Source organism: Thiosulfativibrio zosterae (genome assembly GCF_011398155.1).
In the GTDB taxonomy this organism is placed as follows: domain Bacteria; phylum Pseudomonadota; class Gammaproteobacteria; order Thiomicrospirales; family Thiomicrospiraceae; genus Thiosulfativibrio; species Thiosulfativibrio zosterae.
The window spans coordinates 773,732-785,987 of record NZ_AP021888.1 but is presented as its reverse complement, the minus strand read 5'-3'; the positions used below and the strand labels follow the sequence as shown (position 1 = coordinate 785,987).

11 protein-coding genes and 1 other RNA gene are annotated in these 12,256 nt (G+C 41.9%); 4 read left to right on the top strand and 8 right to left on the bottom strand.

The window, feature by feature from the left end; translation table 11 throughout:
• Nucleotides 1–9 precede the first annotated feature (9 nt).
• From ftsZ to THMIRH_RS03300, 8 genes are all read right to left on the bottom strand, one after another.
• Nucleotides 10–1,182, bottom strand: coding sequence for a cell division protein FtsZ (gene ftsZ, locus THMIRH_RS03335; protein ID WP_173290733.1), 1,173 nt, complete (start codon nucleotides 1,180–1,182; stop codon nucleotides 10–12).
• Nucleotides 1,183–1,267: 85 nt separating this feature from the next.
• Nucleotides 1,268–2,197, bottom strand: a complete 930-nt coding sequence (gene rsmH, locus THMIRH_RS03330; protein WP_173290731.1) for a 16S rRNA (cytosine(1402)-N(4))-methyltransferase RsmH — start codon at nucleotides 2,195–2,197, stop codon at nucleotides 1,268–1,270.
• Between the two features lies 1 nt (nucleotide 2,198).
• Nucleotides 2,199–2,708, bottom strand: a complete 510-nt coding sequence (gene mraZ, locus THMIRH_RS03325) for a division/cell wall cluster transcriptional repressor MraZ (protein ID WP_243831491.1) — start codon at nucleotides 2,706–2,708, stop codon at nucleotides 2,199–2,201.
• Between the two features lie 342 nt (nucleotides 2,709–3,050).
• Nucleotides 3,051–3,433, bottom strand: an RNA gene (gene rnpB / locus THMIRH_RS03320) — RNase P RNA component class A.
• Between the two features lie 114 nt (nucleotides 3,434–3,547).
• Complete coding sequence (gene rpsI, locus THMIRH_RS03315) at nucleotides 3,548–3,940, bottom strand: 30S ribosomal protein S9 (protein WP_173290729.1); 393 nt, start codon at nucleotides 3,938–3,940, stop codon at nucleotides 3,548–3,550.
• A 12-nt stretch (nucleotides 3,941–3,952) separates the two neighbouring features.
• Nucleotides 3,953–4,381: a 50S ribosomal protein L13 gene (gene rplM, locus THMIRH_RS03310; RefSeq protein WP_173290727.1), complete on the bottom strand. Its 429-nt coding sequence runs from the start codon at nucleotides 4,379–4,381 to the stop codon at nucleotides 3,953–3,955.
• A gap of 243 nt (nucleotides 4,382–4,624) precedes the next feature.
• Nucleotides 4,625–4,999 (bottom strand): winged helix-turn-helix domain-containing protein, encoded by a 375-nt coding sequence (locus THMIRH_RS03305; RefSeq protein WP_173290725.1) that lies wholly within the window; start codon nucleotides 4,997–4,999, stop codon nucleotides 4,625–4,627.
• Nucleotides 5,000–5,134: 135 nt separating this feature from the next.
• Entirely contained in the window at nucleotides 5,135–5,710 is a 576-nt protein-coding gene (locus tag THMIRH_RS03300) for a putative periplasmic lipoprotein (protein ID WP_173290723.1), read from the bottom strand.
• A 210-nt stretch (nucleotides 5,711–5,920) separates the two neighbouring features.
• Between THMIRH_RS03300 and THMIRH_RS03295 the strand changes: the two genes are divergently transcribed.
• From THMIRH_RS03295 to THMIRH_RS03280, 4 genes are read left to right on the top strand one after another with little or no spacing between them, the layout of a single operon-like run.
• Nucleotides 5,921–6,982 carry a GGDEF domain-containing protein gene (locus tag THMIRH_RS03295; protein WP_173290721.1) on the top strand — a complete coding sequence of 354 codons (1,062 nt, stop codon included), beginning with the start codon at nucleotides 5,921–5,923 and terminating at the stop codon, nucleotides 6,980–6,982.
• A 5-nt stretch (nucleotides 6,983–6,987) separates the two neighbouring features.
• Nucleotides 6,988–8,046: a cytochrome-c peroxidase gene (locus THMIRH_RS03290; RefSeq protein WP_198415243.1), complete on the top strand. Its 1,059-nt coding sequence runs from the start codon at nucleotides 6,988–6,990 to the stop codon at nucleotides 8,044–8,046.
• Nucleotides 8,047–8,049: 3 nt separating this feature from the next.
• Nucleotides 8,050–11,124, top strand: a complete 3,075-nt coding sequence (locus tag THMIRH_RS03285; protein WP_173290719.1) for an EAL domain-containing protein — start codon at nucleotides 8,050–8,052, stop codon at nucleotides 11,122–11,124.
• A complete protein-coding gene (locus THMIRH_RS03280; RefSeq protein ID WP_173290717.1) occupies nucleotides 11,121–12,164 on the top strand; it encodes a CobW family GTP-binding protein in 1,044 nt (347 codons plus the stop codon). Before THMIRH_RS03285 ends, THMIRH_RS03280 begins: the two co-directional genes overlap by 4 nt.
• The last annotated feature ends 92 nt before the right edge of the window (nucleotides 12,165–12,256 follow it).

Sequence of the window (12,256 nt, the reverse complement as noted above, 5' to 3'; positions counted from 1 at the left end):
AGGTTTCACTTAATCGGCTTGACGGCGAAGAAATGCTGGAATATCCAAGTAATTGGAGTTTCCATCAACGCTACCCGTAACACCACCGTTTACCACCATTTTAGGTCTAACGATTTCAGGCTCAACCTTGGGTGCAACTTTAACAGGCTCTAATTGCATTTCTTCTTGTTTAATCGCTTGTACCGCGGCAATATTAGGCTTAACCACTTCTGGTTTCTTGACGGCTTCAGAACTCATTAATCCTGTGGCGACAATAGTCACACGAATTTCATCTTGCATGGTTTCATCAATTGATGTCCCAATAATGACTTTAGCATCTGGCGAAGCAACTGAATCAATCACATCACCGACTTCATTAAACTCACCAATGGTGAAATCCAAACCGCTGGTAATGTTAACTAAAATTCCACGAGCGCCAGCCACTGAAATATCTTCTAACAAAGGGTTGGCAATGGCTTTCTCGGCAGCTTTAATGGCGCGATCTTCGCCCTTAGCATGTCCTACACCCATCATTGCAATTCCGCGCTCTGACATCACAGTACGCAAATCTTCAAAATCCACGTTCATTAAACCTGGACGAGTCACTAACTCTGAAATCCCTTGTACTGCGCCAAAAAGAACTTCATTCGCATAATCAAATGCTTTCGCTAGCACAAAATCACGACCTAACACTTTTAATAATTTATCGTTAGGAACGGTAATTAAAGAATCGACTTCTGCCGCTAAGGCTTCAATACCAGCATCAGCAACTTTGGTGCGACGCTCAAAATTAAAAGGCTTACTCACAACACCTACGGTCAAAATACCCATTTCGCGTGCTGCCTTAGCAACCACAGGCGCTGAGCCAGTGCCCGTTCCACCACCCATACCCGCAGTGATGAATAACATGTCAGCACCCTTAATGGCTTGCTTAACTTGTTCGATATTTTCTTGAGCGGCTTGCATGCCTTTTTCTGGATTTGCGCCAGCACCCAAACCATTTGAACCTAACTGAATACAGTTTTCGACCAATGAGTTATTTAGGGCTTGAGCATCGGTATTGGCGCAAATAAAATCAACGCCTTCTACTTGTGAACGCACCATATAGTCCACTGCGTTGCCGCCGCCACCGCCCAATCCTATGACCATAATCTTTGGCATACCAAAGGTTTGTACCGTTGTTTCTTGTAAATTAAATTTCATGATGACTCCCCTACCGACCATAAAACATGTTTAAAACATAATGATTAACTTAAACTTCATTTCGCGGCCACTTCGCCACAAAACGCTAAATTTTTTCTGCCACTCTCAATACCGCACTGCGGGATCTTGGATTCAATCGGCACTCTTCATCCGATGGAAAAATTGGCTTGCCAATCCGATTCAAAACTGGCTCAACCACAGCCAATTGAACCGGTGAATCTGGAAATAAATCTCTTAAAGTGGACTGATCTCGCAAAAACTGCTTCACAATTCTGTCTTCTAGCGAGTGAAAACTGATGATACTCATGCGTCCTTGCGTCGCCAAAACCTTAACAGCGCTCTCCAAAACAGACTTTAAAACATCCAACTCACGATTGACTGCGATACGAATGGCTTGAAAGCTTCGAGTGGCAGGATGCTTGTTTTTATCTACCTTAGGAGCAGCGATTTTTATTGCCTCTACCAAATCCAAAGTGGTATGCAATTTATCTGCATCCGACCATTCTTTGATGACGCGCGCAATACGACCCGAAAATTTTTCCTCACCGTATTGTCTTAATACCTGAGAAAGCGTTTTTTCATCCACTTGTGCAATCCAGTCTTTGGCGCTCAAACCTTGCTGCGGATTCATCCGCATATCCAAAGGTCCTTCACGCATAAAACTAAAACCTCTTTCTGCATCATCTAACTGCGGGGACGAAACGCCTAAATCAAGGAGAATACCGTCAACACGGCCTACCCAGCCTCTGGCTTCACAAAATTCCTCTAAAGCTTCAAAGCTGCCGTGTTGAATTTGGAACCCCGGATGGGTCATTTGCTCGGCAAAAGCAATCGCCTCCGGGTCTTGATCAATGGCCAGTAACTGACCCTTGTCATTTAAATACTTTAAAATTTGGCGACTATGGCCGCCGCGCCCAAAGGTGCCATCAATATAAATACCTTCAGGCTTGATAGCCAAGCCTTCAATGGATTCATGCAATAACACCGAATAATGAATCGTTTGGGTCTCTTCCATCTTATAAACTCAAACTGGCCAAGGACTCAGACACTTGACCTGCTGAGGCAGATACCAACATTTCTGGACGACTGGCATCCCAAGCTTCTTGTGACCACAATTCAAATTTATTACCTTGACCCAACAATATTGCATCCTTATCTAAACGAGCGTGATCACGCAATAAACTGGGTAACAAAACCCGACCTTGCGCATCCATCTCCATTTCAGTTGCATGACCTAACAAGAGTCTTTGCACTTCACGGGTTTTGGGGTCAACATTGGGTAATGACATGAGTTTACGCTCTATAATCTCCCATTCATCAAGGGTATAAATGAGTAAACAAGGGCTATGTAGGTCAATTGTGGCAATGAGTTGATTTTCTGAAGCTTCGGCAATCGTATCCCTATAGCGCTTTGGAATAGCCAAACGCCCTTTTGGGTCTACACTGATTGAGTTGATGCCTCGAAAAAACAACATGGGATAACCACTTTCCACCACTTTTTTCCACTTGACGCCACTATATTGCATCAACGAGCCAGTGTCAACCCACTTTACCTCACGAAAATTTGAATTTTAGTTTATAGACCAACAACTTAGCGAAGCTTTATGACGCCATAAATTTAAAATATAGAAACTTTGATACGCATACTTTTCAAACACTTAGGAGAAAGGTTGTACAAACAACTTTAGAAAAAGAGGTTAGGGAGTTGAAAAAAATCGCAATAGTTCAGGACTTACAAAATTAAGACAATCCACTATATATAGATTTTTACAACTAACAACAACTATATATAGTAAAAGCATGGTTTTTACAACCAAGTGGGGAAAAGTGGAAATTTTTTTCAAAAAAACCACTTTTTTGAAGAATTAAGAAGAAGTGAATCTATAAGCCGGGTTCTGTACTCTTGCGAGCGACAATCATTCATCTGGGAGATACATCACTGCATTCCTCAAGCAACCTACCCGAAAATCAGATGCGAGCAACACCTTGTTTTGACAAGTCAAAACGCGTTTTCCTATTTGGTCTTGCACCGAATGGGGTTTTCCATGCCACACACTGTTACCAGTGGCGCGGTGCGCTCTTACCACACCATTTCAACCTTACCTGATCTTTGTAAACAAAGCCATCGGCGGTATATTTTCTGCTGCACTTTCCGTCGGCTCTCACCGCCCAGCCGTTAGCTGGCATTCTGCTCTTTGGTGCCCGGACTTTCCTCCGAACCTTGCAGTTCCGCGATTGTCCAATTCACTTCGGCGCAAAGCTTACCGAAAAACCCTACTAAAGTCCAACTAAACTCAAGCCGTTCCAAACTTCAGACAATAAAAAACCCGCCGAAGCGGGTTTTTGTAGCCAAATCCAAAAACGATTAACGTTTTGAGAATTGTGGACGACGACGAGCTTTGCGTAAACCAACTTTTTTACGCTCAACTTCACGCGCATCACGAGTCAATAGACCTTTAGCACGCAAAGCAATACGATTGCCCTCATCATAAGCAACTAATGCACGAGATAAACCGTGACGAATTGCACCTGCTTGACCGGTAGTACCACCACCAACAACAGTGATCATAGCATCAAACTTAGCTGCATTTTCAGTTGCTTCGATTGGTTGATTGATTACCATTAAGTCAGTTTCACGAGCAAAATACTCAGTGATGTCACGACCGTTAACTGTCATTTTGCCAGAACCTGCTCGTAAGAAAACGCGAGCAACTGAGCTTTTACGACGACCTGTTCCGTAATATTGTTCTACTGCCATCTTCTATTCCTCTTACAAACTTAGTTCTTTAGGTTGCTGTGCTGCGTGCGTGTGCTCAGCACCTGCAAACAATTTCAACTTTCTCATCATCGCACGCCCTAAAGGACCACGAGGCAACATACCTTTAACAGCATATTCTAGTGGACGCACAGGCTTTTCATCAACTAACTTAGTGAAATTAGTTGACTTTAAATGACCTACATAACCAGTCACATGGTGATACATTTTATCTTTTGCTTTGTTACCAGTCACTGCGATTTTACCCGCATTGATAACAACAATATAATCACCACAATCAACATGAGGCGTGTATTCTGGCTTGTGCTTACCGCGTAAACGCGCAGCAATTTCAGAAGCCAAACGACCTAGTGTTTTACCTTCTGCATCAACAACATACCAGTCACGTTTTACTTCAGCTGGTTTTGCAACAAATGTACTCATAACATTTTCCTAAAAAATTTAACTAATCCATATCCAGTTGTTTTGACAACAACTTCCTTCACTGTTTAACGGGCAATAAAAGGGGAAGGATCAAAAAGAGGAATTGTAATGATTTAATTACAAAGTGCAAGTTAATTAGCAAATTAATTATCAGATAAATTGGCTTAACTTAATGAAAGGGATGAATTTTTAGAAACTCAGCAATTTACAGGTCAATTTTAACCAAGCCTGGTTAAATATACCTTAATTTTGAAGCTTTTTAGATTCGGCTTCTAAAAAGGCCACTAATCTTTCTTCAATGCCTCTAAACTGTTGAATCGCCTGAATGCCTCTTGGGGTCAGCTGAGTGCCACCACCCGACTTCCCGCCCTGCTCTTTAATGACCAAAGGCTCATCAAACATGGCGTTTAATTCTTCAATCAGCTTCCATGCCTTTTTGTAAGACATACCCATCTCTTTAGCGGCTTGATTCATTGAACCCAACTGCTGAATTTTTTCTAATAAGGTAACACGACCTATCCCCAAATAGCCTTCTTGGTCACCCGTTAACCAAAAACGAGCACGAATTTTGGGCGAATAGGCTTCACCGGGTAATTTTAAATCAACACTTCCAGACATTCAGCTACTCTTAATAGAATTACGCTGATTAGACAATCGTCTAATCAATACTACTCATTATAATACCCCTAAATGCAAAAAGCCCGCTAGCAAATGCTGAGCGGGCTTAAACAACTTTGACTTAAAGAAATTTACTTATTTCAAACCATGTGTTGCTTTAAACTTTGCCATGGCTTCAACGGGTATTTTTTTAGCCGCTGCTTCATCAGCCGCTACATAAACCACTGTTTCACCTTTTGGACCTGCCGCAATGTCTGAATAACGGAAGTTATCAATGCTATTTTTTAGATAAGCATCAAAAGATTCCCACGCAGAGAAAACATAAAAGCGATTGTGGTCAGCGTTATAGACTTCGGCATAAAAACTTTCTGCTGGCTTTAACTCACCCTTAAGCATTTGCTCTGCGGGATTGGTTGATTTTTTCTTGTCATCTTTGGTTAAACCATAAACCAAAGTCATGCCATTAGTGCCTTCACCTATGTAAGTTTTGCGGAAAGAAGTTTCACCCTCTTCTAAAAACTTAACAAATAGCTCAGCGTCGTAGAACACATTTTCGCGACCATCAACATAAGCCACATACATATCTTCATTATTTAAAGAAGCTGGCGCAACCACTTCAGGCTGAACAGTAGGCACTTCAACTTTTTTTGGTTCGTTAGAACAACCAACCATTAAACCGGCAACAGACATTGCAATTAGTAGTTTTTTCATTTTAAGACTCTCAATTCCTAGATTAAAAATAACAGAACAAAGTTTAATGTTTAAAAATAACAGTTAAATGAAGTAAAAATGACAGAAAAATGACAAGCCATCCCTCAACAAGTCATCGAACTCATTGATTCATTTCAAAAATATCATAATTTTTCAACAGCTCAATAAAAAACACTATAATCGGTGAGATTAAATCAAGGAATTTTGGTTATGGAACGCTCCGACGCAGCAACCCTTGCTGAACGCTACGCAATGAGCCTTAAAAAATCTCAACAATTGGCTCAAGATACACTCACTCAAATTAATCAATTAGGCAGTAATCCTACGCCTTTACATTTTTTACTCATATTTGAATGGCTTAGCAAAATTGATCCATTTGCCGCAGAACAAATCGACACCGCCATTAAGCTCAAACAATACAACGATGCTACGGCGGAAGAAATGTTCCACCATCTATTGAGCCACATTATTCACAAAAACCTGCCGACCGAAGAATTCACTAATATGATTAATCTATTAGTCGAAAATATGCGGGCATGGCTACAAAATTCTTCACAGAACAATCATGAAATTGAAGATCATTTAGTTCAACTTTCTGACACCCTTTCCAAACAAGGGCTGGTTCCTGGGGTAATCACCGAGCTTAATGACATCATTTTGCCCAAACTAAAATTACAACACGAAGAAACCCTTGCCTTAGCGCAAACCGTTGAAACAACGCAAAATGAAGTGGTGCGCTTAAAAGCAGAGCTTGAAAAAGCCACCAATATCTCAATTACCGACGAACTCACCAACATTCCAAATCGCCGTGGCTTTAAACAATTAATCGCCAATGTGATTAATACGGCTCATGAATCAGGTAATAGTTTTGTGATGGTGGTTTTGGATATTGACCACTTCAAAAAAGTGAATGACACCTATGGCCACCTATTAGGCGACAGCATCCTAAGATTTTTAGCCAGATTTTTGAAACAAGAAACCAAAGGCAAAGACTTTATTGCCCGAGTGGGTGGCGAAGAATTTGTGGTGGTTTTAACCGACACCAGCTACGACAATGGCATGACAATTGCCAATAACTTGCGGCTAAAACTGGCGAACAAACCCCTTAAAATTCGCACCGAAAAACAACAACTCACCATCACTATTTCTGCTGGGGTTGCGATTTACCAAATGGGCGAAAGCTACGAAACGCTGTTTAATCGTGCCGATAAAGCGCTTTATTTAGCCAAAAACCGCGGCCGGAACAAAGTCTGTGGTGAAACAGAGATTTAACTTTTATGCCTCAATCAATGCGCTCAACCTTAGTGATATCTGCGATGTTAAGCATTTTGGCCATTGCTGTATTCGCATTTCTATGGCTGAGTAAAGCTGACTCTAAGCCACAAAAAACCGTTAAAAGTTCTGAAACACTAGACACCATTAAGCTGAGCATTATCAGCCCCATCCCCCAAACGCTTCACCCTGATCCTCAAAAAGTATTACTCGGTCAAAAGCTTTTTTTTGACAAAGGTCTGTCTGCTGATCAAAGTGTTGCTTGCGCTTCTTGTCACCAGTTAAACTTAGGCGGCACAGATGGCCTAAAAACCGCCAAAGGCATTCACAATCAACTGGGTTCTTTGAACACCCCAACGGTTTTTAATGCGGCTTTTAATCTTTCGCAAAACTGGGATGGAAGAGCTGACACCCTCAGCGCTCAAGCCTTAGGCCCCTTATTCAGCCCTATTGAAATGGGCAACCAAAAAGCAGATACGCTCTTAAGTTATGTTAAAAAACAATACCTAGATGATTTTAAAAATCTTTATCAAGATGGTGTGACCTTAAATAACCTAGTAGATGCCATAGGTGAATTTGAAAAAACCCTCATCACCCCCAATTCTAAATTTGATGCCTACCTAAAAGGCTTGCCCTCTGCACTGACTGACACTGAGCTCGCAGGCTACCAACGCTTTAATGACCTTGGATGCATTGCTTGTCACAACGGCATTAACCTAGGTAGCAATATGTATCAAAAAGTGGGGATTTTTTCAGATGACATCTCTTCTCCAAATGATACCAGCGCGCCTGATCGTTTTACGGTCACCAAAAATCCCAGCGAAAAAGGTTTTATGAAAGTGCCCACTTTAAGAAACATTGCCTTAACAGCGCCCTATTTTCATAATGGCTCATCTCATACATTACAAGATGCGATTCTCAAAATGGGGCGCGCTCAACTGGGTAAAGAACTTGGGCAACAAGACCTAGAACTTCTAGAGGCTTTTCTAAAAACCTTAACCGGTGAATACCAAGGAAAGCCTCTCATGTCAGTAGCGTCTAACGCTCGCACAGGCAATCATTAATTTATGGCTACCGCTAACCGCTCAAAGATGAAACGCCGCTTTCGACAATGGCGCTTTCCTGCCCTATTTATCTCTTCCTTACTCTTGAGCGCTTGGCTGTTACTCAGTAATGTCGATGAGCTCAAAAACCGCACCCAAATTTTGCAGCAAACCGTTAAAGTGATTGCTAATCAAGCTGAATTGCGTGAAGTTTTATCCCTTTCCTTGTCACAAAACCAAGTGAACTTAGACCGCATCAACCATTTGCACCTTGACAACCAACGCTATTTATCTGAAATACAAGCAAACCTGCCAAGCAACCCGCAGCTTGCCAAACGCTTTACTGCCCTAACGCAAAGTTTTGAAGAACAATTTCATTTGGTTAATGCCTTCAAGTCCAGTAATGCCGTGTTCCAAAACTCAGCTTTATATTTTCCGACACTGATTCAAGACTGCTCCAACAAAAACTCGTCACCAGAGGTTTCAGACATCATAAAACAGGTGTATATCTTAGGCATTAACAACATCACTCAACCCTCATCGCTGAACCAATTAAAGTTTCAGCAAGCCATGGACAAACTCGCAAAATCAACCGACCAATGTAACGATTTATTCAAACACGGCAAAATTCTCAATGAGTATTTGCTTAAAAGACACTATCAATACCAAAGCATTCTAAATGCGCCAATCAAGGGCAAGTTGTTAGAGTTTTATGATGGATACGAACACTACTCGCAACAAAATGTTCAACAAAGCCAAGAGTTTAACTACCTGCTGCTCGCCATAAACTTGCTGTTTATGATTTATATCTTGTGGGTGCTAAACCAGCTGTCTAAGCAAAATCATCAGCTCATCTTAGCCAGCCAAGAACTGGAAAAACAGCGCAATCTTTACCATGGCTTAAGTGAGGCCAACCAAGCCATTGCTAAGTTAAACAATGCCCAAGAAATCTTCCAAGCGATTGTAGACATTATTCATGAGCGCGTTAAAGTCCCCAGCTGCATGATTAGTCAGCCCTCTGAAAACGGCATGATTAAAGCGCTGGCTGTTTCTGGAGTGGGCAAAGATTTGCTCAAACACCTCCCGATTTCTGTGGATGCCAACCACCCCGCAGGTCAAGGTTCTATCAGCCTTGCCTATCGAACTCAACAGCCCATTATCATTCACGATTACCTAAACTCAAAACAAGCGCAGTATTGGATGGCACAAGCTAAGGCTTTTAACTTACAGTCGGTTGCCAGTTTACCCTTATTTGAGCAGGGCAAAATCTATGGCATTATGACGCTTTATAGTGACCAAAATAATGCATTTACCGAGGAAGTCTTAGAGGTGATATCCACCTTTTCCAATGACCTGTCTTTGGCGATAGAACGCTTAAGTTTGGCTCAACGCCAAAAAAACCAAGAAGCCGATTTAGCGGTTTCCGCGATTGCATTTGAATCACAAGAAAACATCATCATCACCGATGCGCAAGGTATTATCTTAAAAGCCAACCAATCCTTTTATGACACCACCGGCTATACGCCAGAAGAAGTCATCGGACTAACGCCTCGCATTGTAAAATCAGGGCTTGAAGCGCCGCAAACTTATCAAGATATTTGGCAAAGTTTGCTTTCAACGGGTCACTGGCATGGCGAAATTCGTAACCGCAAAAAAGATGGGACCATCTACCCGGTTTATCAACAGATTAATGCGGTCTATGACAAACATCATCGAGTTTCTAACTATATTTCGCACGCGCAAGATTTAACCAAACAGAAACAAGACGCCGCCAAAATTTCTTTTTTACAAAACCATGACGAATTAACCGGACTGGCCAACCACCCTTTATTGATTGAACGCATCACCCAACAACTGGAGCAAACCTCAAGTTATTACAATTTTTTAAGTTTAATAAACTTAAAACGCTTTAAATCCATCAATGAATCTTTGGGACATGAAGCCGGTGATCAACTGCTTATTCAAGTTGGCCGACGCCTTACATTATTAAGTTTAGAGCATGTTGTTGAGAAAACTTTTGCCCGAATCAGCAGCGATGAATTTGCCATACTTTGCTTAACAGAAACCCAAACCCATGAGGCCTTGCAAACGGTTTCTAATCAAATTATTTATGAAATAGAAGAGGCCTTCAAAACCCCTTTCCAAGTGGGAAACAACAGCCTTAATGTTGAAATGGCGATTGGTGCGACCGTATTTTCTGCCGGACAAAAAGAGCAGCCTATCGACATTTACCAACAAGCCTTAACCGCTCTGCACCGTGCCAAGCTCAATCCCACATCCCATATTCAATTTTTTGCTGAAGAAATGCAATCCATCGCACAGGAAGAATTTGCACTCGAAGCCGCACTGCGCAACGCCTTTAATAACAAAGAGTTTGTGATGTACTACCAACCACAAGTGGACACCCAAACCGGCGCTTATCTGGGTTCAGAAGCTTTAATACGCTGGCTCACCCCCAATAATGAACTGATTCCACCTTATAAATTTATTCCGCTTTTAGAGCGCACTCGCCTCATCATCAAAGTGGGGTATTGGTTATTAGAAGAAGTGCTCAAGCAGACCCAACAACTGCCTGACTTTGCCAACCAAACCTATACGGTTTCAGTGAATTTATCTGGCGTGCAATTTGGTGACAAAAAACTGGTTCAAACCATCAAAGAAATTTTATTATCCACGCAATTTCCGGCGCAGCGCCTCATGCTTGAGGTCACTGAATCATCACTAATGGCCGATATGCAAAGTGGCCTGGCCATTTTGCATGAGCTCAAACGCCTAGGCTGTAAAATTGCGATTGATGATTTTGGCACAGGCTATTCATCCTTTGCTTATCTCAAAAATATGCCCGTTGATGAATTGAAAATTGATAAATTTTTTATTGATGATATTCACAACGCCAAAGACTCGGCCATTATTCAAACCATTATTGCCCTCGCCTCTGCATTGAATATTTCTTCAATTGCTGAAGGGGTCGAAGATTCCTCGCAATTGATTAGCTTGCAAACCATGGACTGCAACAAAATCCAGGGTTACTATTTCAGCAAACCGCTGCCATTTGAACACCTAGCCGACTTTATTACACACAACACCTCAACATCATGATCAAAGTTAATATTATTTGCGGCCCTTTAGGCTCTGGAAAAACCACCCTAGTCAAACAACTGCTCGAGCAAAAACCATCTGACGAATCTTGGGCGGTCTTGGTGAATGAGTTTGGTTCGATTGGTATCGATGGCGCCATTTTGTCGGATGCCCCCAAAGTGATGGTTACCCAAATGCCGGGCGGTTGTATTTGTTGTTCGGCCAAAGGTGAACTCAAAACCACCATTGAACAACTGATTCAGCAAATGCCCAATTTGGATAGATTATTGATTGAGCCCACAGGACTGGGAGAACCTGATAGTTTGGTGGACTTATTCAAAGATGCTGAGTTATCCAAAAACTTTGAAGTACAAACCTTATTTTCCGTCTTTGATATTGCGCACACCTCCATCTCAGAACTGAAGTCTCTGACCATTATGCAAAGTTTGCTCTCAATGGCTGACATTCTTGTGTTAAACAAACAAGACCTCGCAACCCCAGAACAAACGGACTCACTCAAACACTATTGCGAAACTCTCTATCCACCCAAACAAGCGATACTCACAACCAGCCATAGCCAGCTCGACCCAAGCTACCTTAGCCATAGCCACCGTTTTATTTCTGGCTTTCGTTTGCAACCTCATGCACCTACAAGCATCAACACAATAGCTCACCAACACGCCTCAACCCAAGTTAGCACAGAACTACCCTATCAACCCCTAGAACTGCCGTGTCTGTTGAATAGAGCTTATAAGCACCAGTTAGGTGTCGCCTCAATTGGCTGGATATTTACACCCGAGCTGGTTTTTAATTGGATGGCACTCAAAAATCTCTTTGAAAACCTCCAAAAACAACCAGGCCTGGTTAAAAGAGCCAAGGGCGTGTTGCGTGCAGGCGCCCCCTGGATGCTCTTTCAATACGCTGCGGGCGAAGTGACGCGCGAATATATTGCTTATCGACAAGACAGTCGCTTAGAACTGCTTTTAGAGTCTCCTGCAGACTTTGATTTTATCGGTTTTGAAAAGTTACTCATGTCCTGCATCAAAGAAATCAAAGACTAACAAACGCCTTGCCACAAAACTCTCAATTTTTCCATTAATAACTGTCAAAAACTACCCTATAATTTTTTATTCGAGTCATAAAAAATTTAAGC

Excerpts from the sequence above, each read along its gene's own strand:
- rplM (WP_173290727.1), bottom strand. The coding sequence starts at position 4,381 with ATGAGTACATTTGTTGCAAAACCAGCTGAAGTAAAACGTGACTGGTAT.
- THMIRH_RS03295 (WP_173290721.1), top strand. The coding sequence starts at position 5,921 with ATGGAACGCTCCGACGCAGCAACCCTTGCTGAACGCTACGCAATGAGC.
- rsmH (WP_173290731.1), bottom strand. The coding sequence starts at position 2,197 with ATGGAAGAGACCCAAACGATTCATTATTCGGTGTTATTGCATGAATCC.
- mraZ (WP_243831491.1), bottom strand. The coding sequence starts at position 2,708 with ATGCAATATAGTGGCGTCAAGTGGAAAAAAGTGGTGGAAAGTGGTTAT.
- THMIRH_RS03290 (WP_198415243.1), top strand. The coding sequence starts at position 6,988 with ATGCCTCAATCAATGCGCTCAACCTTAGTGATATCTGCGATGTTAAGC.
- rpsI (WP_173290729.1), bottom strand. The coding sequence starts at position 3,940 with ATGGCAGTAGAACAATATTACGGAACAGGTCGTCGTAAAAGCTCAGTT.
- ftsZ (WP_173290733.1), bottom strand. The coding sequence starts at position 1,182 with ATGAAATTTAATTTACAAGAAACAACGGTACAAACCTTTGGTATGCCA.
- THMIRH_RS03300 (WP_173290723.1), bottom strand. The coding sequence starts at position 5,710 with ATGAAAAAACTACTAATTGCAATGTCTGTTGCCGGTTTAATGGTTGGT.
- THMIRH_RS03305 (WP_173290725.1), bottom strand. The coding sequence starts at position 4,999 with ATGTCTGGAAGTGTTGATTTAAAATTACCCGGTGAAGCCTATTCGCCC.
- THMIRH_RS03285 (WP_173290719.1), top strand. The coding sequence starts at position 8,050 with ATGGCTACCGCTAACCGCTCAAAGATGAAACGCCGCTTTCGACAATGG.
- THMIRH_RS03280 (WP_173290717.1), top strand. The coding sequence starts at position 11,121 with ATGATCAAAGTTAATATTATTTGCGGCCCTTTAGGCTCTGGAAAAACC.